This window comes from Acetobacterium carbinolicum (genome assembly GCF_047456275.1).
GTDB classification, from domain to species: domain Bacteria; phylum Bacillota; class Clostridia; order Eubacteriales; family Eubacteriaceae; genus Acetobacterium; species Acetobacterium carbinolicum.
Map to the genome: position 1 here is coordinate 142,457 of NZ_CP173357.1, position 19,008 is coordinate 161,464.

Genomic DNA, 19,008 nt, shown 5'->3' on the forward strand with positions numbered 1-19,008 from the left:
TTAGGGCTGTTTTTTTTGCGTGGTTTTGGCGTGTTGACCCTTTGGAGAAGCACCGCTCTTTTTGTTGTTTAGTGAGAGAATATCAGGTATAATACGCTTAAATTAACAACTGAGAAACGCAAGGATCTTTATAATCGAAGAGCAGTTGCAATCTAAACACAAATAAACTGATGGAGGTATCTATGAATAATGTATTATTTGCTTTTATGCTAACAACGTTTGCCGGCTTATGTACAGGCATCGGCAGTGCTCTAGCATTTTTTACCAAGAAAACCAATACTAAGTTTTTAGCAATAAGTCTCGGTTTTTCGGCTGGAGTCATGATTTATGTATCGATGATTGAAATATTTGTTAAGGCACAAGACAGCTTGGTTGGTGAACTTGGTCTTAAAACCGGTTCCTGGGTTACCGTTATCGCCTTTTTTGGAGGCATGTTGATCATTGCAATTATTGATAAACTGATCCCCAGTTCGGAAAACCCCCACGAGTTACACAGCATTGAAGAGCTCAATAGTGACCACCCAACCGATACTCATCACCTGGAACAAATAAAAAAACGCGAAGAAGCAAAAAAAAATCATAAGCTACTAAGAATGGGTATGTTTACGGCACTAGCGATTGCTATTCATAATTTCCCCGAAGGTTTGGCTACGTTTATTGCCGCACTTCATGAACCCAACATTGCCATCCCGATTGCGGTTGCGATTGCCATTCATAATATTCCAGAAGGGATTGCGGTATCCGTTCCAATATACTATGCAACCGGAAGCAAGAAAAAAGCCTTTTTCTACTCTTTTTTATCCGGGCTTGCAGAACCCTTCGGGGCTTTGATCGGCTATTTACTCTTAATGCCATACCTGACTGAAACGGTGATGGGGATTGTATTTGCGATCGTTGCCGGGATAATGGTGTTCATCTCATTAGATGAATTGCTTCCTTCAGCAAGAGAGTATGGGGAGCATCATTTATCCATCTATGGACTTGTCGCCGGAATGATCGTTATGGCAGTAAGCTTATTATTGTTTATTTAATAAATGATTTAGTGAACTTATATCATTGCCTGGGCTGGACCCGGATTTGAATCAGATTTTTTACATCTTCCAGAATTCGTTCAGAGGTCACGGGAATCATCAGCCATCGGCCCCCGGCAGCAAAAGGCGTTCGGGCAAATAGCTCTTGAATTTCAGGGCTGGCCTGGGGAAGATACGCTTCAGCTTCAGTGAGTTCCTTGTTTCCTATCACCACCAGTGCGATAAAATAACCATCCATTGGATAGAGCACACAAAGGGATTTGCTGCTTTTCCGGTACTTCAGATTCCAGCCACGCTGGGCGGAACAGCGGCTGTAATTCATGATCGGTTTGATGTGATAGGTGGCTTCAATAAAGCTTTGCAAAGCAATCCAGAGAGGATTATTGACGAAACTGATCATCTCGGCGAGTGTTGGCTCATGATCCTGTTCAAAATACTGACTCCATTCCATAAGATAACCTCCAATATTTTTTCTGGTAATTGCAGAATGTACAAACGCTAAAGTAAAGCCCAAGACACTTCCCCCAACTACCGTTAATTTTATAATTAGAATTTATCACCATGATCCAGACAGGTCAAGTTAATTTGATAAAAATGGTGATTATCTATTGGAGAAGTCATCTGAAATTGAATGGTTTGGGGAAGAAGATGATGACTAATCGGCCGGGATAACATGACGAACAAAACATCCCCATGTTATGATGCCCATGTCAAGTTTGTTGATCACGAAAAGAACCCGATTTTCAATTTGAAAACCGGGTTCTTTGATAGTTTGAGAAAATTTTTCTTAGCGTTCTTCTTTTTTTTGTCTGGAATAAAGGTGTTCTTTGTTATAATTGTTTGTCGGTATTGAGGGTGTGATAATTACATCGCATCTTTAAAGATCTGAATGACGTCCTCTAGTTTTGCGGTTCTTGGATTGGTTCCGCTACAGGCATCTTTCATGGCGTTTTCAGCCATAAGCTCGAAATCCTTTTCATTGACCCCAAGCTCGGTCAAGCCGGTTGGAATTCCAACATCTTGTGAAAGCTGAATAATGGCGTGTACCCCTTTTTCAGCGGCATCTCGGACAGAAAGACCGTGAATGTTTTCGCCTAAAGCAACTGCAATATCGCTGAGGCGTTTGGGATTGCTGTTAAGGTTGTATTTAAGAACATGGGGGAGCAAGATGGCGTTGCATACACCGTGAGGGAGATCATAAAAGCCGCCCAGTTGATGTGCCATTCCGTGTACGTAACCTAAGCTGGCATTATTAAATGCCATGCCGCCTAAAAACTGTGCATAGGCCATATTGTTTCGGGCTTCAAAGTTTTGGCCGTTGGCGACGGCCTGACGAAGGTTTTCGCCGATGAGCTTCATTGACATTAATGCGGCAGCGTCAGTTATTGGGGTAGCAATGGTTGACATATACGCTTCAACCGAATGTGTTAAGGCGTCCATTCCGGTTGCGGCGGTTAAACCAGCTGGCATACCCATCATAAGAACGGGGTCATTAATTGAAACGGTTGGAGTCGCTCTCCAGTCAACAATGGCCATTTTAACGTGGGTTTCCGAGTTTGTTATAATACAAAAACGTGTCATTTCACTGGCGGTACCAGCGGTAGTATTAATGGCAATGAGTGGGGTCATTGGTTTGGTGCTTTTATTTACGCCTTCAAAATCACGGATGTTGCCGCCGTTGCTGGCAACTAGGCCGATTCCTTTTGCACAGTCATGTGAGGAGCCACCACCTAAGGATACAATCAAATCACATTTTTGTTTGGTAAAAACCTTTAAACCATCAGCAACATTAAGATCAGTTGGATTTGGCTGGGCACCTGAAAAAATAACGACCTTCAGTCCAGAAGCCTCAATAATATCTTTGACCTGATCAGCCACGCCCATTTTTGTCATGCCTTCATCGGTTACAATTAACGCTTTTTTTGCACCAAGACCTTTTGCCTGTTCACCAACTTCTTTTACTGCACCGGGTCCCATTAAATTCACGACGGGCATAAAATACCCAAAAACTTGATCTGCAACAGCCATTTGATTATTCTCCTTTGAATTTTTATTTTTATTTCTATGCAAAACAGTAAGAGTAGAGCACGCATCCATTTATGAAAGGTTGTGTTGTGTCGGCAAGGTCGTTTTTTAGTTCTCTTGTATTGATTATAGCCAAGGGAGATATTTATTCAGTGACTAGATCACTTTCAAAAACGGTTGATAAAATTTGCATAAAAAGATGATTGGGTTTACAATAAATAAAAAGAGTTAAGGTAAATAATAAGGAGGATCTATCATGTATGTTACCAATAATAATTATGCGACTCAGAATCGGGTATTCTCTGGAACAGCAAAAATTGCTGGGGTTCGTTTGCCGGATTTTACGGATGTCCATGTCAATACAAAAAAGCAATCAGGAACGAGTGATTCTGAATATGAGCAGGCAATAATAGCACAAGCAATTAAGGATCAGCAAGCTGGAAAATTTCAGAATGAATCAGCGGGATTTAACAAATTGGCCAAAAGTTATGTTTCGGAAGTATCCCCAGATCGGAATCGAATTATTACGCAAGGTTTAAAGGAAGCATTAAAAAAAGGTTCGAAAAATGACCTGGATATTTTAAAACCGATTGATTGGATTGCTTTACTCTTTGAAGGAAAAATAAAGTATCAAAAAGAATCGGATTGTGTAGAATACGCTGAGTTTTATGATGGCAATGGCGAAATGGTTGCAAGCTATTCAAATGGCGGTTGGACGATGTTTGGTACAAAGGCAGAAACGGGTCGTCAAATGGAAATGTGCTCGATATATAATGCGGCGTGGGGAGCGGCAGCAAGAGCAGGTCATCAGGAAAATGATGGTTTGGCAGAGAGTAACGCAAATCCAAACAATGCCCTTGATCGATTGGTATAAGGTCAAGAAAATCGGTGGTACCGGACAATCAATGACAACGAAAAGAGGATAAACAATGCATTTAAAAGACGTTTTTAACCAGTATAGTCAAGATTATGATGCCAACCGGCGGCATTTCATTCCCCTATATGATACTTTTTATCAATCGGCTATCGATCTATTAAACTTTGATACTGATACGCCGAAGGTACTTGATCTTGGGGCGGGGACGGGGCTGATGTCAGCCTTTGTGCTGGCAGCTTACCCTAAGGCTCAGATCACCCTGATTGATCAAGCCCAGAACATGCTTGATCTGGCTAAGCAACGTTTTGAGGGGCGGGATCAGATGCACTATATTGCCGATGATTATACCAGTCACACCTTCGACGAAAAATATGATGCCATTGTATCAGCCTTATCCATCCACCATCTGGAAGATGATAAGAAGAAAAAGCTTTTTAAAAACTGTTTTTCAAGTCTTACTCAAAATGGCATCTTTGTCAATGCCGATCAGGTATTGAGCCCTGATCCGGAACTTGAAGAGCAGATCATTGGTATTTGGCATGATTTTGTTAGAAAAAGTGATGTTACTGAAGAAGAACTGGCCGCCTATTATCACCGCACCTCTTTTGATCAAACTGCACCGCTTAATGATCAACTGGCCTGGCTTCTTAGTGAAGGATTTTCGAAAGCGGATTGCATCTTCAAATATCTGAATTTTGCGGTCTTTTTTGCAATAAAATAAGGCAGTAAGTGAAATAAAGAGACGAATAAGAATGATTCCCTCTTTGTTTTTCTTTTACATACGGAGGAAAAGTATGTCAGAAAGAAAAAAGAAGCAGTCAAGAAAAAACACTAAATGGATGATGACACTCCTGTTTCTGGTTTGTGCTCTGTTGGTACTATCGAGTTGTGCCAAGGATACCCTCACTGGTAATTGGGAATTGGTGCCCCGCGAAGGGGCGTTAAATGATACGGCAATGACAGGATATGTCTTTAACGAAAATGGTACCGTGAGCTTTTATAATGGTTATGATGGAAAGCTGACGATATCAGAAGGTGAGTGGCATAATGATAAAAATACCCTGGTGTTGCGTTTAGATGATATCGATACGCCAGAAAGGCGGATTCGGTTTAAAATAGAGGAACAAACCCTCTATCTTTTTTCGGATTCCGGAGAAGGAAAAACCGCTTATGATAGCCAATATAAAAAGGTCGAGCGATTCAGCTTTGAGGATTTTATTTTAGCGGCTAAAAGTCAGAAAGAAAAAGAAAAGCAGGATGCGCAAATTTTTTGTACCCTGTCACCACAGGAAATCATTGAGCAGCTAAAAGAAGCGGGCCAACCGATTGGGGAAGTGGTTGTTTATACTGATCCTGTTTATGCAAGTGGCTTATTGAAACAACCGAATCTACAATTGGCCCAGGCCGCCCGCTTTGAAGATACGTCCATTGAACAGGCGGAAAATCAGAGTGAACCCTTGGGTGGATCAGTCGAAGTTTATCAGGATTATACGGTAGCGAAGCAGCGCTTTGATTATCTGAGTGTTTTTTCTGATGTGGCAGGGTTAACCTATCAGACCGGAAATGTCCTTTTGCGCCTGGATAATGCGATGCAACCAGAAAGCCGAAAGCATTATGAAACGGCACTCTCGGGTATTGTCAAATAAGTTGATTTACAGGATCATAATATCCTCTCTGACCCTTAGGAAAGACGGATGTCATGAAGTTATCGATTAAAGATGACTGGCATCCGTATAAGTTGGTCTTAGGTGCCTATCTTTCGAGTAGGCGATACTGTTTGAAACATAAAAATATGAAATGAGGGTTGAAATTGATCACGATGTTAAAAAACATGAAGTATCGGTATCTGATTTTGGGAACTATTCTTACATTGGTGTTAAGTTTGATCCTCTTTAATTTGCTGGGGTTAGCGAGTTCGTATGTCATGTCGTTTGCCGGAACCTTGGCGCTTTATTTTTTTCCCATCGGTTGGATGTTATATCACTTTAAAAAACACCATGTGTCTTTACGAGAGTGGCTGCAGCCGATAAAATTTAAAATTAGAGAAACAATTGCGGCGGCATTATTTCCGGAATTGCTTGGGATGGGGATTCTATTATTGATTTCCCTGGGAATTATGTTTGTTTTGCCCGCTGGGGTGTTTAACGAATTGTCTGAAACCACCACCAACTGGGGGCTTTATTTTATATCCGCAGTTGTCTTGGCGCCAATCTGTGAAGAACTGATTTTTAGAGGCTTTATTTTTAATAAAATGCTGACACGATTTTCAGCAGCCAAGGCAGTGATTATATCCTCGGTGATTTTTGGAGCGATGCATCTGACCACCGGTATTAGTCCCACCCTCGTCGGGATGGTGTTGTGTGTGATCTTTATGAAATACGGAAGTTTGCTTCCGTGTATGATTATCCATAGCTTCCATAACCTGGTGGTGGTGTTGCTTAAATATTTTGCATCCCTTAGCACCGAGACCGCAACCGAAATAACACCCGCCGATATGCCGCTGTTACTTATTATGGCGGGCATTTTTATTACGATTGGATTGGTCTGGCTGGTGCTTTTCTTCCGAAAAAACTGGCATTATGCGGCGGCGTTTGGGCAACGATACTACGGCGATAAGGATTTACGCTCCAATGATACTAAGGAATTGTAAGTTGGCTCAAGTAAAGCTGTGCCAATCAGTTTTAGGAGTGATCGGCATTCCGTTTCTAAAAAAACTGACTGCAGGGTTATCAGTAGTATTGAGATTTTTTAAACAAAATTGTTACTTTAAAAGGATATAAAAAATTTGACTGTTGAGACACGGTATTGCTTATGCTAAAGATAGCGATACAAAACAGTAAACAGCAATAAGGGAGGGATGATCAATGACCTATTTAATCCAATTTTTAAAAGAAAAAAAAATGATGCTGTTTTTAATTATTCTGGCCACGGTGATCCAGTCCTTTAGTATGTTGGCGGTACCCTTTTTTGCGGCCAAAATCATTGACGACGGGATTCTTAAAAAAGATCTGATGGCGATTGTGATATTGGGCTTACAGATGCTGGCGGCAGTGGGATTATCGGGCCTGATTTCTTTATTTGCCAGCTACCTGAGCGCCGATTTGGCCGCACTTTCAGGAAAATACCTGCGCGATCGAATTTTTGATAAAACTCAAGTCTTATCAATTCGTGATTTTAATCAGTTTAGTACCGCTTCGATGATTACCCGGGCAACGGGTGATATTACAGTTATTCAGCAGAGCGTGATTATGTTTGCCCAAATGATTTTGCCGGCACCGATTATCGCGGTAACAGCCATTATCATGACCATCGAAGTCAGTCCATCTCTGGTGCCAATTCCCATCATTGCAATGGTAGTTTTTATGCTGGCCATCTATGTTATCTTTATTAAAGCTACCCCAATCTCTAAAACCATCCAAAAACGGTTGGACGTTATTAATCGAATCATGGGTGAAGCGATTACCGGGGTTCGGGTGATCCGGGCCTTTGACAATTCGCAATTTGAACGAAAACGAACCAACAAAGCTTTTTTAGATTATGCTGACAATGTGATTCGCCTGAATAAGACTTTTGCAGTGTTTAGTCCACTGATCTGGTCAGTTGTCGGGATCAGCATGGTAGCGGTGTTGTGGTTTGGCAGTTTTCTGGTGCTCAATGGCGAAATTCAGGTTGGCGGTATTACCGCCGTTTCAGAATATACCATCCTTTTGTTGATCGCACTGATCATGTCGTCAATGGTGATGGTGATGTTGCCGAAAATGAAGGCCTGTCTGGATCGCACCCAGGAGGTACTCGATACGATCCCGGAAATTGAGGATGAAAAACAACCTCTGGCCTTACGAAACCCGGCTAGCCCTCAAAAGCTGGTCTTTGATCAGGTCAGTTTCTCCTATCGGGGTGCTGAGGAGTCCGTTTTAGAAGGCATTAGCTTTTCTTGTGAGCAGGGTAAAACCACTGCGATTATCGGCGGGACCGGGTCGGGCAAGAGTACCATTGCCAGTTTGATGCTGCGACTTTACGATGTAGCCAGTGGAACGATCACTCTGGAGGGGGCGGATATCCGTCAGATGACCCAGCACGAGCTTCGGGAAAGCATCAGCTATGTACCCCAGAAAGCGATTCTCTTTAGTGGGACGATTGCCGACAATCTGCGGATGGGAAACAGCCAGGCAACCCCGGCAGAATTGGAACAGGCTGCCCGGATCGCCCAGGCCGATGACTTCGTTACCGAGCTGGCAGAAGGTTATCAAAGTCTGGTGGCCCAGGGTGGCACCAATTTTTCCGGCGGCCAGAAGCAACGGCTGTGCATTGCCCGGGCCCTGGTAAAAAAAGCACCGGTGTATATTTTTGATGACAGCTTTTCAGCACTGGACTTTAAAACCGATGCCGCCCTCAGAAGAGCACTGAAAAAAGAGATGGCAGACGCAGCGATGGTGATCGTGGCCCAACGGGTCAGCACCATTATGGATGCCGATCAGATTATCGTACTGGATGCTGGCCGGATGGCTGGCATCGGACGGCATGGTGAACTGATGAAAACCTGCCTTGTTTATCAGGAAATCGTCGCGTCTCAGCTCAGCGAAACGGAGGCTGACAGTTTATGAAAAAGCAGCGAAAGAAACCACAAAAGGAAAAGAAGCAAGCGCCTAATACCGAAGACCTGCTTGAAAAGGAAGACCTCTCCGAGATGGCGGATATACCCAAAAATTCAAAGGCATCGGCGAAACGATTAATGGCGCTGTTGCTAAAACAAAAAGGGGCCTTGTTGATCATTCTGTTGGCGGCCGTGGTTAGCAACGGGCTCTTTGCCTTCACCCCCATCATCATGGGAAAAGCTCTGGATCAACTGATTCAAGCCATTAGTGACTACGGCATTGGCGGCAGTTTTGACAAGCTGGCTGGGATCCTGGGAATACTGCTACTCATGTTAGTGATGGCGTATCTGATTGGCGCGGTATTTTCCTTTCTTCAGGAATATACCATGGCCAGTGTGGGTGAAAAGCTGGCCTTATCGCTGCGGGAGAAAATAAGCGAAAAGATCACCAGGCTGCCGCTTCATTATTATGATGCCAATGAAACCGGAGAAATTTTAAGCCGAACCACCAATGATCCGGATAAGATTGCCGAGATTTTAAAAACCGGGGCCCTGCAGTTTGCCAATGCCCTCTGCAACCTTGTCTTTAGCATTGTCATTATGTTTGTTCTAAATCCCGTCATGGCGGTGATCATCATTGCCACCATGTCCCTGAGCGTTTTTGCGACAAAGTGGATTTCGGGTAAAACGCTGGCAATTTTCTATGAAAATCAGAAGGTTTTAGGGGAATTAAACGGAAAAATCGAAGAATATTATAGTGGAAACCTGATTATCAAAAGCTTTAACCAGCAGGAGCAGGTTATTAAAACCGAGCGGGAGTTGAGTGATCGGCAGTACCAGGCCAACAAAAAATCACAATTTGTGATTTATGCCATCTATCCGGCAATCCGCTTTCTGACTCAACTCAGTTTTGTGACGACCGCCATTGTCGGAGGTGTTTTTGCCATTAATGGCACGATGACCATCGGGACAGTACAGGCCTTTTTGCAGTATGTCAATCAGATTGCTGATCCCATTACTCAATCTTCTTATTTTATCAATTCGATGCAGGCGGCCCTGGCATCAGCGGAACGGGTTTTTGAATTTCTGGACGAGCCTGAAGAGGTACCTGAAACCACCACGCCAAAACAGATTGTAGTACCGGAAGGTGCCGTGGTATTTGAACATGTCCGTTTTGGTTATCATCCCAGTGAATCGTTAATGGAAGATGTCAGCTTTACCGTCAGACCCAACGAGATGGTGGCCATTGTCGGGCCCACCGGTGCCGGGAAAACGACCCTGGTTAATCTACTGATGCGTTTTTACGAACTGGATGGCGGCACGATAAAAGTCGATGGAATTGATATTAAAGAACTGTCCAAAAGCGGGCTCCGGCGGATGGTGGGAATGGTGCTTCAGGATACCTGGCTTTTTAAAGGTACCATTGCAGAGAACATCGCTTATGGGAAGATGGATGCTACCCGGGAAGAGATTATCCAGGTAGCCAAGGCGGCCCGATGCGACCATTTTATCCGGACCTTGTCAGAGGGCTATGATACGGTGATCTCCAATGAAGAAGGAACTGTTTCCCAGGGGCAAATGCAGCTCCTGACCATTGCCCGAGCGATGCTGGCCAATCCCGCCCTGATGATCTTGGATGAAGCGACCTCCAGTGTCGACACCAAAACCGAATTGCAGGTGCAGAAAGCGATGCTTTCGAGTATGAAGGGAAAAACCAGCTTTGTCATTGCCCACCGGCTTTCGACCATCAAGTCAGCGGACCTGATTCTGGTAATGAAAAACGGCACCATCGTTGAAAAGGGAACCCATCAGGAATTGTTGGCCGCCGATACTTTTTATGCTGATTTATATAACAGCCAATTTAATAATCTGGCGCTGTGAAAAATACCAAATAGAATGAGAAACCGTAAGTCAAATATTGTGCTTGACAGAGAGGATAGTATAAAGACCAAGTTTATTTTTAAAGTGAATAACATAATCAAATTGTTGGATTTAAGTAGGGAGGAATTTTGAATAATTTTATTGTGCAGGAAATGATTGAGCAACTTAAGGGTAAATATATCAAATGGTGGTGGAAAACGGACAAGTGTTTTCCTGTTTTGGGTGAAAAAATCAGCCTCAAAGAAAAAATAAAACGGGAAAAGGAGTTGAACCAGTTTATCAATAACCTTTTTTCGCATTTAAAGCAATGTCCTAAGAATAAAGATCTACTAACGGACTGGAAAAATGCCTTATGGACACTGATAAAAAATCTTGGAGAACAGTCAGGCTTTACCGAAGATGAGGTTGATCATGATTTTGCAAAAGCCCTTCCAAGTGTAACGAATCGCTTTATTTGCAGTGTCAAAGGGTTTAACGCCGAGATGGAATTAAAAAACATGCTGCAAGCCCTCAGAAATGTCTGGATCATGAATCTGCTCCAGGTTTTGTTTGCGGTTGAGGTTGAGTATACCCCTTCTATTTTTGCTTATAGCATGCTTTACCCGTATACTGATAATTATTTAGACGACCCGGAAGTATCCTTTGAAGATAAACAACAGATCAATAAACGCTTTAGACGCCGGTTAGAAGGTGAGCAAATAGATGCGAATGACGACTACGAAGCGGCCTTATTTGATTTTGTTGGGATGATTGAAAGCCAATATAGTCGGACAGATTTTAAAGAATTATATGAAAGTCTCTTATCTATTCACGACGCACAATGTAATAGTCTGATGCAGCATGATGAGATGACGTCCCCTTATGAAAAAGACGTCTTAGGAATAAGTGCGCAAAAAGGCGGGGCTTCGGTCCTGGCAGATGCCTATTTAGTGAAAGGCAAACTTTCTGATGGTGAGGTGGATTTTGCCTTTGCCTATGGTATACTGCTTCAATTATGTGATGATTTACAAGATGCCAAAGAGGATCTGGAAAATGAACACATGACTATTTTTTCGGTGACGTTGGGAAAGTGGCCGTTAGATCGGCTAACCAATGCCTTGTTTGATTTTTCTAATATGATAATGACAGATTCATATGAGCAACTGGATCATGAAAAATCCCGTAAAATGAAATCCTTCTTACAGAAAAACCTGACGCTATTAATATTTGAAGCGATTTCACAAAACCAGGATTTTTATAGTAAAGATTATATAAAAGCCATTGAACCGTATCTGCCGTTTAGAATGACCTATACGAGAAAGCTTTATAAAAAACTGAAACGGAAGTATTCGAACTTTAAAAGCATGGCCGGATACACCATCGATGAGATCATCCTAATGGCAATGGAAGAAGCGCGTTGAAAATTAGCGAGTGCAATAAAAAGTGAAAATAGGGGGAAGTAAAGATGCGAGTATGTGTTACATGGGCTTGATAAGCCTAATGGGAATAGCAGAAAAAAATGTGTGGTCGTTGATTTTTAAAGGGGCCTTCTGGCAGGAGAAAAAAATGTGTGGACGTTATATTTTATATTCCGATAAAGAGGAAAGAGCGATCAAGGCAATCGTTGAAGAAGTGAATAAAAAATATCATACCGTGATAAAAAAAGGGGATATCCATCCAACTGATCTGGCGCCGGTTTACATCCCTCGGAAGGATCATCAGGGCATGGATCTGGTGTTAAAAAAATGGGGGTACACGCGGCATTTTGAGAAAAAGACCCTCTTGATTAATGCCCGCTCGGAAACGGTGCTGGAAAAACCCCTTTTCCGCGATGATTTTATGAACCGCCGTTGCTTGATTCCAGCGATGGGTTTTTATGAATGGAATGAGAAAAAAGAGAAATTCCGCTTTACCGGTACCGAGGAGCTGATTTATCTGGGCGGCTTTTTCCATCAACAAACAAAAGGTTTCGATGAGTTTATGATTATGACTAAGCCCCCAGTCGAATTGATCGCACCGATTCACAACCGAATGCCAGTGGTGATTCCAGCAGACCAGGCAACAGACTTTCTGTATTCCACAAAAACCGCGATAAAAATTAGCACGGAAAATCGGGTTGTCCTAAAAAAAGAATTGATTCAGGGAGAGAAGCAAGTTAGTTTGCTTGATCTTCTTGCGGATGTGGCTCCCCCAAAAGAAGTGTAACCAGATAATTTCAGAAAGTCTAAAAGTCGGTGAAATGTCTGTCATTTCACCGACCTTTTTATAGGCGGTATTAAATCTTCACCTTTTGATGGCATTAAACAATTCTAGACTTTTAAAAATCAACAATTGTTTTAGCGACATCCGTTCCATCCGGGCCGGAGAATTTAACGGTTATCATGGATATCCCTTTTTTCATCCAAACTCGATCAATTTCCGGTTTGCCTTCAAAGCCCTGAGTTGAAGATAATTCATAACCATCTCCTCCGAGTTTCGCTTTGGTTTCCTCATAGGTCATCCCTTCAGTAATACTTTGTGCCTGTTCGTCAGTGACTCGTTTGTCATCCGGTAGTGTGATGAGGTAAGCTTCCAAACCCTCGACACTTTTATTAAAAACAACTTTTGAACTTCCATCTTGTGAAAAAACAGAGCTCAGACCAATCATAACACCATTTCCATTTGCGTCAGTATACTGGAATACATCAGTCATGGGTTCTTTAGCTGTTACGCCCAAGGCGGTATCCACCTCCGCTTTTGTCTGGCCGAGCTGAACCTTGTCATAGAACGCATAAATTTTATCCAGGGTAGCAGTGCTATCAACCGCTTCGGAACGATCACCCGTTTCGGAATCACCATCGGCGTCTTGAGTGCTTTGTTGACCACAGCCAGCCATAAAAACTGACGAAAAAACCAGCAAAACCAACAGTAAAATGAGTCGCTTGATTCTTGACTTTGTCATCGAAAAACACCTCCTTTTTCTTTCAGTACGTTGATACCCATTATGACGACTAAATAACAGTTTTGATTAAATATTGGCGGTGGTTTTTAAGGACTGAAATGGGCGATTGATTTCAATAAGATTGACTAAAGTTTCAGAATAATCTGGAAATAGTGTTTATATCCACGTAAAGGTTAAAAGTTTAATGCACGGTTTCATAATAGGAGTATAATAAGGTATCAAGGAAAATGGGAGTTATTATGGAATTTAAAAATGTGATTGCTGAAAGACGGAGTATGCGGAAATACGACGTATCTAAAAAGGTCGATGAAGGCGATCGGATAAAGCGATGATTGCGGTGGGTCATGCAGCCCAGGAAGCTAAAATGCCTCCTCGTAAATCGGCTGATGAGATTCTAAAATTCTTTTAGAAAATTCTGGTTTGAAGAACAGTAGCCCGGAGAATGGTCTAGGGAAGGAGATATAGTTGAAGGGAATTAAAATGACTAAAATTGAAGACGGTAACCCAGTTGATGCGTATATCCGCCAATTCCCGGCGGACGTCCAGGTGATTCTTCAGGAAATCCGGCAGGTGATTAGAGAAGTAGCGCCTGAAGCGGATGAAAAGATTAGTTATCAAATGCCGACATTCTTTCTGGATGGTAATCTGGTTCATTTTGCGGCCTATAAAAACCATATCGGCTTCTATCCAGGACCCTCAGGTATCGAAAAATTCAAGAAAGAATTGTCAATATATAAGGGCGCCAAAGGGTCGGTTCAATTTCCACTTCATGAACCAATACCTTTTGATCTGATCCGAAAAATTGTCACTTTTAGAGTGGCAGAGAATCAGGCGAAAGCGAAAAACAAGCAAAAAAAAAGCGAAATATAACAGCCTGAAAGATTATATCAAACGCTATAAAACAGTAAGCCCTCTAAATAAGGTTCTGGAAATGAGTGCTTTTAGCAAGGGCAGTCAAGCAATTCGTTCCAGAAGGTTATGAGCTGATTGAATTGCCTCCCTGCACGATGATGGTATTTCAGGGCGAACCCTATGACGATACCGATTTTATGGCCGAAATTGATGCAATCTGGGAGCATGTTAAGCGGTTTGATCCAACGGTTTATGGCTATCAATGGGCACCGGAAGCAGCACCGAGATTCCAGCTGGTGCCGATGGGCTACCGCGGGTATATTGAAGCTTATCCCGTTAACGCCATTAACAAAATCTAGTCTCATCCAGCACCAGCCAAGCCGGTTCAAAGCGGAAGAAAAATCTGCGCGCTTTGAACCGGCTTTTTAACAATCTATTATAACGATTTATTTCTCCATACTGTAAAAGTATGGAGATTTTTTGGGTGTGCCCGGTAAAGGGTGGATCTAAATAAGGGTTTCTTTTTAGTTTGAAAATGCATATAATAATGAGACGGTGAGGTCTGATTAAAATTCGAGCAAAGCGTTTTATTAATGGGGTGATACAGATGTTTTCAAAGTTATTTAATAAATATCTTACCAACGATTTTAGATTCACTTCCGAGGATCTTCAGTTTCGGCGGGTACGGATGATTAATTGTGTCCTGCCAATCGCTATTTTTGTGCTATTCGTTTTTTCCTTTGTTGCCTATGCCATCGAGCTTTATCCAGTGATGGTCAGTAATTTAATTGGCGGTGTGTTGGCATTTTTTGCGCTTTATGATTTTCACAAACGGCATTTTGTCTTTTTTACGGCGGTCTTAATAGTGGCTATTGAAATTTTTGTTCTGCTTAGTTTATTCTGGTTTGTGGGATTTAATCACTATGTACTTGTTTGGATAGTCGTCGTTCCCATTTCTGCTTATTTTTTGCTAGGAAGAAAGGGCGGCCGAATTTTTACATTTAGTTTTTCCCTAATGGTTTTAATATTTATCTTCTTAAATTATGCGAATTGGGAAACCCAGGGTTTTACTAATGTTGGCTTACTTAATCTTGGCTTTTCATATCTGGGCATGATTCTGATAATCAGCTATTATGAACTCAGTATGCAAGAAGCACTAAAAAATTTAGAGCGAAAAAATCACGAATTGGCCATCTTATCAATCACCGATAGTCTTACCGGGATCTACAATCGGATTAAACTGGATGAGATTCTATTTTTAGAAATCAGCAATTATCGAAAAACCGGCAAAGATTTTGCCATCCTAATTGGTGATATTGACTTTTTTAAACAGATCAATGATAACTACGGGCACCTGTACGGGGATAGAGTTTTAAAAGAAATCACCCAAATAATGGGTGAAACGATACGAGAAACGGATATTTGTGGGCGCTGGGGTGGTGAAGAATTTATGATTATTTGTTTGAATACGCAGATTGGCGGTGCTGTTTTTCTGGCGGAAAAACTCCGGCTGGCAATCGAAGATTTCTCCAGATTAGCACCTCATCAGGTTACCATGAGTTTTGGGGTTGCGCAATTTGAGCCACTGGATACCATTGAAACCCTCATCAAGCGGGCCGATGATGCCCTTTATCTGGCAAAAAAACGGGGTCGAAATCGGGTTGAACAATTATAGTTTAACGAGAGATATTTGCTTTAGATACAAAATTTAGTGACGGCACCATCATATAAATGGGTATATAAAAGAAAACTACAACAAAGGAGACGTAAAATGGACGATAAAGTTTTAAAAAAGTATCCTTTTTCCTATGACATGGAAACCTTGGATAATGAACTGCACTTAAGAGGAAATGAAGCGATGTTGGATATTCTAGAACCCATCTATGAAATGGTTCAAAAGATTGCCATACCCAAAGCCATTTATTTTGAAGCTCAGATTACCGAAAAAACTGATGCATGGGTAAAGGTCAATGGTGTAGTCTTTGAAAGCGAGCTGTTGCGAGGTTATGTCAATCAGGGAGATCCGGTCTTTCCCTACATTGTTACCGTGGGTACCGAGCTGGATGATTATGCCAAAACCCTGAAGGATTCTATGGATCTCTTTATGATTGATGAAGTGATGAATCTGCTAGTTAATACCGGCAAGGTGTTCGTGGCGGATGCGGTCAAAGAGGTGTCAGGCTGGCAGTCGGTAAAGGATTATGTTCCCGGAAACGGCGAAGAATGGTCAACCGTGGAACAGAAACGTCTTTTTGACCTGTTTGCCGGTGAAACCGCCAAAATCGGGGTGACTCTGGGGGATAATTATTTTGTGTTGCCCGGGCGGTCCACCATTGGGATTTTATTACAGAAGAGATAAATCGGATCAGTAGAAGTTACTCAGCTTCTTTAAAATACGCGATAAAATGCTTGTAATAACCCTTTGATTTTTCGGTTACAAAGTTACCATTGATCTCTGGGTTATTTAAGATGCTATCAATATTAAACCCGCCGGTGTAGGGGTCGACAACACAGCCGGTCAGATTTCTTGCTTGTATGGCGTGAGTAGGACATCCGTAAATACAGCGCATACACCAAATGCAATGGGAGCCAAAACAGATTTGACCCGCAGTTTCGAGAATATTATTTGTCGGACAATTACGGATACATTTGTTGCAGAGGTTACAGTTATCAGATGTTGAAAGACCTCGCGCAAAATATTTTGCCCCATAATGTTCTTCACCATAGTAGAGAATTCGAAGAAATTTACTAAGAATCCCATTGATTTTTAATTGCTGCGCCTGTTCATTGATGGTGTCGGTGACTATTTTATCAACTTTTTTTACAGCGGCGCCATATAATTGTTTATTTAGTTGATCGTCATATTTTATAAACCAGTTACAGGGCATAGCCAAGATGGAATTATGAAATACCAGATAGCCTTTTTCTTCCATTGTATGAATGATCGAATCGGATGCACCATGGTTAATGTAATGTGCAGAAGAGGCAGTTTTGAATATGAAGGCCTTCTTTCCCGAACAAGGGGGCAAGATCTTGGCAAACTGCTCAGTAATGCTGGAAGCACCGAATCCTAGGACTGGATGACCGACACCAATCATATCAAATTCATTAGTGATCAACGGTGTTTTATGATTTACAATATCCTCAATCCTGAATAATTCAACTTTGATGTGCTTTCGTTGATAGGATGCCGATAACAGTCTGGCGATAATTTCAGTATTGCCAGTACCTGAAAAGTAGAAAATCCCGATTCTTTTCATTTTAATAGTGCTCCTCTTGTGTGGATTCTAAAACCTTTTGGTCTAAAACAGAAGTGATAAACCGGTCCTCAAAATCTTCGATAATGGTATCTGAATTTGTATTCTTACTCATTACCAGAGAAGATAATACACCATCAAGTGCGGAGACAAGGGTTATTGCACTTGCACGGGTATTGTGTTTGCTAAACTGACCGCTGCTGACGCTTCTGTCGTAGAGCGTTTTGATAAAGTTGGTCATATTATCATAGTAATCCTCATAGACTTGCCACATTTCTGGAGACGAAAGGGCTTTAACCATAGTTAGAAAGAAAAAAGTCAGCTCCTTCTTGTGCGTCAACCAGTAACTGACATAGCTCTGGATGTAAAAGCGGATCCCCTCAACGGCGTCTGGATTTTCCGCAGCGATGCGGACATATTCATAAATCGGTTCGTTTAATTTTTCGTTTGCAAAATATAGGATTTCATCTTTGCTGCTAAAGTGATGATATAAACCGCCTTTACTGATCTGTGCTCTTTTTGCAATCGCCTCCATGGATGCACCTTCGTAACCCTTCTCAAGAAAAATTTCGACAGCGCTATTGACAATATCATCGATTCGCTTTTCTTTTGTTTCCCATTTAGACATTGTTTCCTCCTTTCAAAATAAAACCGACCGTCGGTTTTATTTTAATGCAATGACCTCGTTTAGTCAATCATTTTTCGTAAATGATAGTTGAATCAAAAGAAAACAATATTATTTTTAACGTTATTTAAACAAAACCTAAACATTTAGCGGTACAATCATTCCACAATTGATTTTAAAATAAATTTGCAGATAAGGTGGAATCATAATGAATTTGGATCCCTATCAAGTTTTAGGTGTCCCTCATGATGCCAGTGATGAGGACGTCTCAAAAGCATATAAAAAACTGGCGAAGCAATATCATCCGGATTTGAATCCGGGGGATCAGGAAGCCGCCCGAAAAATGAGCGAGGTCAATGCTGCCTATGATTTGATCAAAAGCGGTAAAGCCAATCTCGCTTATGGCAATGCCCATGGCACGGCCAGTCCGTTTTCACAAGGCAATTCGGGACAGACCAGAACGTATACCTATCGCTATGCAAGTAGTGATGGTCGTAGCGGCCAGGCAGACCCCTTTGAAGGTTTTGATCCCTTTGCGTGGATTTTTGGGGCATATTCGAGCCAGCGGCAGACCTATAGTTTTGAAGCAGCAGCAAACCATATCAATATGGGAAATTATGAAGAGGCAATTAATATCCTCAATCATCTGTCAGATCGAAGTGCCCAATGGCATTTCTACAGTGCCATTGCAAACTATGGCCTGGGTTACCGGGATATTGCCGTTGAGCATGCCAAAATGGCTGTTGAGATGGAACCGGACAATGAAAAATATCAGAACCTGTTGAGTCAATTAAGTGGCAAACGCAGCTGGTTTTCTGGTCGGCGATCATCAAATTTTTCTCCTTTGGGAACTATTGTTAAGCTGTTTATTGGCTTTTACGCCATCCAATTTTTGCTTTCGTTTTTAGGCTTAATATTTTAGAACCTGTGATTAAATTAATTAGGA

General features: G+C 41.9%; 19 protein-coding genes. 14 read left to right on the forward strand and 5 right to left on the reverse strand.

What is annotated here, in order from left to right; all coding sequences use genetic code 11:
• The first annotated feature begins 182 nt into the window (after window positions 1-182).
• On the forward strand, window positions 183-1,031 hold the full coding sequence (gene zupT, locus ACIZ62_RS00725; RefSeq protein ID WP_414151038.1) for a zinc transporter ZupT: 849 nt from the start codon (window positions 183-185) through the stop codon (window positions 1,029-1,031).
• A gap of 22 nt (window positions 1,032-1,053) precedes the next feature.
• Here zupT and ACIZ62_RS00730 read toward each other — a convergent pair whose 3' ends face one another.
• Together ACIZ62_RS00730 and ACIZ62_RS00735 are read right to left on the reverse strand one after the other, a co-directional pair.
• Window positions 1,054-1,482 carry a DUF3788 domain-containing protein gene (locus ACIZ62_RS00730; protein WP_414151039.1) on the reverse strand — a complete coding sequence of 143 codons (429 nt, stop codon included), beginning with the start codon at window positions 1,480-1,482 and terminating at the stop codon, window positions 1,054-1,056.
• A 413-nt stretch (window positions 1,483-1,895) separates the two neighbouring features.
• Window positions 1,896-3,059, reverse strand: a complete 1,164-nt coding sequence (locus ACIZ62_RS00735) for an iron-containing alcohol dehydrogenase (protein ID WP_414151040.1) — start codon at window positions 3,057-3,059, stop codon at window positions 1,896-1,898.
• A gap of 253 nt (window positions 3,060-3,312) precedes the next feature.
• On the opposite strand from ACIZ62_RS00735, the gene ACIZ62_RS00740 reads away from it, so the two are divergent.
• The 8 genes from ACIZ62_RS00740 (at window position 3,313) to ACIZ62_RS00775 (ending at window position 12,592) form a co-directional block, all read left to right on the forward strand.
• The gene (locus tag ACIZ62_RS00740) at window positions 3,313-3,930 is read left to right on the forward strand and encodes a hypothetical protein (RefSeq protein ID WP_414151041.1); all 618 of its coding nucleotides are present in this window, start codon (window positions 3,313-3,315) and stop codon (window positions 3,928-3,930) included.
• Window positions 3,931-3,985: 55 nt separating this feature from the next.
• Window positions 3,986-4,654, forward strand: coding sequence for a class I SAM-dependent methyltransferase (locus ACIZ62_RS00745; RefSeq protein ID WP_111888443.1), 669 nt, complete (start codon window positions 3,986-3,988; stop codon window positions 4,652-4,654).
• Between the two features lie 73 nt (window positions 4,655-4,727).
• Complete coding sequence (locus ACIZ62_RS00750) at window positions 4,728-5,579, forward strand: hypothetical protein (protein WP_322519211.1); 852 nt, start codon at window positions 4,728-4,730, stop codon at window positions 5,577-5,579.
• A gap of 173 nt (window positions 5,580-5,752) precedes the next feature.
• Complete coding sequence (locus ACIZ62_RS00755; RefSeq protein ID WP_414151825.1) at window positions 5,753-6,583, forward strand: lysostaphin resistance A-like protein; 831 nt, start codon at window positions 5,753-5,755, stop codon at window positions 6,581-6,583.
• 214 nt (window positions 6,584-6,797) lie between these two features.
• Entirely contained in the window at window positions 6,798-8,537 is a 1,740-nt protein-coding gene (locus ACIZ62_RS00760; RefSeq protein WP_414151042.1) for an ABC transporter ATP-binding protein, read from the forward strand.
• Window positions 8,534-10,408: an ABC transporter ATP-binding protein gene (locus tag ACIZ62_RS00765; RefSeq protein ID WP_414151043.1), complete on the forward strand. Its 1,875-nt coding sequence runs from the start codon at window positions 8,534-8,536 to the stop codon at window positions 10,406-10,408. Before ACIZ62_RS00760 ends, ACIZ62_RS00765 begins: the two co-directional genes overlap by 4 nt.
• A gap of 128 nt (window positions 10,409-10,536) precedes the next feature.
• Window positions 10,537-11,808 carry a hypothetical protein gene (locus ACIZ62_RS00770; RefSeq protein ID WP_414151044.1) on the forward strand — a complete coding sequence of 424 codons (1,272 nt, stop codon included), beginning with the start codon at window positions 10,537-10,539 and terminating at the stop codon, window positions 11,806-11,808.
• Window positions 11,809-11,953: 145 nt separating this feature from the next.
• Window positions 11,954-12,592 carry an SOS response-associated peptidase gene (locus tag ACIZ62_RS00775; protein ID WP_414151045.1) on the forward strand — a complete coding sequence of 213 codons (639 nt, stop codon included), beginning with the start codon at window positions 11,954-11,956 and terminating at the stop codon, window positions 12,590-12,592.
• Between the two features lie 112 nt (window positions 12,593-12,704).
• On the opposite strand, the gene ACIZ62_RS00780 is transcribed toward ACIZ62_RS00775, so the two are convergent.
• Window positions 12,705-13,328 (reverse strand): hypothetical protein, encoded by a 624-nt coding sequence (locus ACIZ62_RS00780; protein ID WP_111888438.1) that lies wholly within the window; start codon window positions 13,326-13,328, stop codon window positions 12,705-12,707.
• 480 nt (window positions 13,329-13,808) lie between these two features.
• Between ACIZ62_RS00780 and ACIZ62_RS00785 the strand changes: the two genes are divergently transcribed.
• The 4 genes from ACIZ62_RS00785 (at window position 13,809) to ACIZ62_RS00800 (ending at window position 16,539) form a co-directional block, all read left to right on the forward strand.
• Window positions 13,809-14,198 (forward strand): iron chaperone, encoded by a 390-nt coding sequence (locus ACIZ62_RS00785; RefSeq protein WP_414151826.1) that lies wholly within the window; start codon window positions 13,809-13,811, stop codon window positions 14,196-14,198.
• A 65-nt stretch (window positions 14,199-14,263) separates the two neighbouring features.
• Window positions 14,264-14,539, forward strand: coding sequence for a hypothetical protein (locus tag ACIZ62_RS00790; RefSeq protein WP_242988485.1), 276 nt, complete (start codon window positions 14,264-14,266; stop codon window positions 14,537-14,539).
• Between the two features lie 248 nt (window positions 14,540-14,787).
• Entirely contained in the window at window positions 14,788-15,855 is a 1,068-nt protein-coding gene (locus ACIZ62_RS00795) for a GGDEF domain-containing protein (protein ID WP_414151046.1), read from the forward strand.
• A 96-nt stretch (window positions 15,856-15,951) separates the two neighbouring features.
• Window positions 15,952-16,539: a hypothetical protein gene (locus ACIZ62_RS00800; RefSeq protein ID WP_111888436.1), complete on the forward strand. Its 588-nt coding sequence runs from the start codon at window positions 15,952-15,954 to the stop codon at window positions 16,537-16,539.
• Between the two features lie 16 nt (window positions 16,540-16,555).
• Here ACIZ62_RS00800 and ACIZ62_RS00805 read toward each other — a convergent pair whose 3' ends face one another.
• Both ACIZ62_RS00805 and ACIZ62_RS00810 read right to left on the reverse strand, forming a co-directional pair.
• Complete coding sequence (locus tag ACIZ62_RS00805) at window positions 16,556-17,440, reverse strand: EFR1 family ferrodoxin (RefSeq protein WP_111888435.1); 885 nt, start codon at window positions 17,438-17,440, stop codon at window positions 16,556-16,558.
• A 1-nt stretch (window position 17,441) separates the two neighbouring features.
• Window positions 17,442-18,065 carry a TetR/AcrR family transcriptional regulator gene (locus ACIZ62_RS00810; protein ID WP_111888434.1) on the reverse strand — a complete coding sequence of 208 codons (624 nt, stop codon included), beginning with the start codon at window positions 18,063-18,065 and terminating at the stop codon, window positions 17,442-17,444.
• 205 nt (window positions 18,066-18,270) lie between these two features.
• On the opposite strand from ACIZ62_RS00810, the gene ACIZ62_RS00815 reads away from it, so the two are divergent.
• Window positions 18,271-18,984, forward strand: a complete 714-nt coding sequence (locus ACIZ62_RS00815; protein ID WP_414151047.1) for a J domain-containing protein — start codon at window positions 18,271-18,273, stop codon at window positions 18,982-18,984.
• The last annotated feature ends 24 nt before the right edge of the window (window positions 18,985-19,008 follow it).

Coding starts and splice junctions, on each gene's coding strand:
- ACIZ62_RS00730 (WP_414151039.1), bottom strand. CDS start 1,482: ATGGAATGGAGTCAGTATTTTGAACAGGATCATGAGCCAACACTCGCC.
- zupT (WP_414151038.1), top strand. CDS start 183: ATGAATAATGTATTATTTGCTTTTATGCTAACAACGTTTGCCGGCTTA.
- ACIZ62_RS00745 (WP_111888443.1), top strand. CDS start 3,986: ATGCATTTAAAAGACGTTTTTAACCAGTATAGTCAAGATTATGATGCC.
- ACIZ62_RS00810 (WP_111888434.1), bottom strand. CDS start 18,065: ATGTCTAAATGGGAAACAAAAGAAAAGCGAATCGATGATATTGTCAAT.
- ACIZ62_RS00750 (WP_322519211.1), top strand. CDS start 4,728: ATGTCAGAAAGAAAAAAGAAGCAGTCAAGAAAAAACACTAAATGGATG.
- ACIZ62_RS00775 (WP_414151045.1), top strand. CDS start 11,954: ATGTGTGGACGTTATATTTTATATTCCGATAAAGAGGAAAGAGCGATC.
- ACIZ62_RS00755 (WP_414151825.1), top strand. CDS start 5,753: ATGTTAAAAAACATGAAGTATCGGTATCTGATTTTGGGAACTATTCTT.
- ACIZ62_RS00780 (WP_111888438.1), bottom strand. CDS start 13,328: ATGACAAAGTCAAGAATCAAGCGACTCATTTTACTGTTGGTTTTGCTG.
- ACIZ62_RS00805 (WP_111888435.1), bottom strand. CDS start 17,440: ATGAAAAGAATCGGGATTTTCTACTTTTCAGGTACTGGCAATACTGAA.
- ACIZ62_RS00795 (WP_414151046.1), top strand. CDS start 14,788: ATGTTTTCAAAGTTATTTAATAAATATCTTACCAACGATTTTAGATTC.
- ACIZ62_RS00800 (WP_111888436.1), top strand. CDS start 15,952: ATGGACGATAAAGTTTTAAAAAAGTATCCTTTTTCCTATGACATGGAA.
- ACIZ62_RS00760 (WP_414151042.1), top strand. CDS start 6,798: ATGACCTATTTAATCCAATTTTTAAAAGAAAAAAAAATGATGCTGTTT.
- ACIZ62_RS00740 (WP_414151041.1), top strand. CDS start 3,313: ATGTATGTTACCAATAATAATTATGCGACTCAGAATCGGGTATTCTCT.
- ACIZ62_RS00765 (WP_414151043.1), top strand. CDS start 8,534: ATGAAAAAGCAGCGAAAGAAACCACAAAAGGAAAAGAAGCAAGCGCCT.
- ACIZ62_RS00735 (WP_414151040.1), bottom strand. CDS start 3,059: ATGGCTGTTGCAGATCAAGTTTTTGGGTATTTTATGCCCGTCGTGAAT.
- ACIZ62_RS00815 (WP_414151047.1), top strand. CDS start 18,271: ATGAATTTGGATCCCTATCAAGTTTTAGGTGTCCCTCATGATGCCAGT.
- ACIZ62_RS00785 (WP_414151826.1), top strand. CDS start 13,809: ATGACTAAAATTGAAGACGGTAACCCAGTTGATGCGTATATCCGCCAA.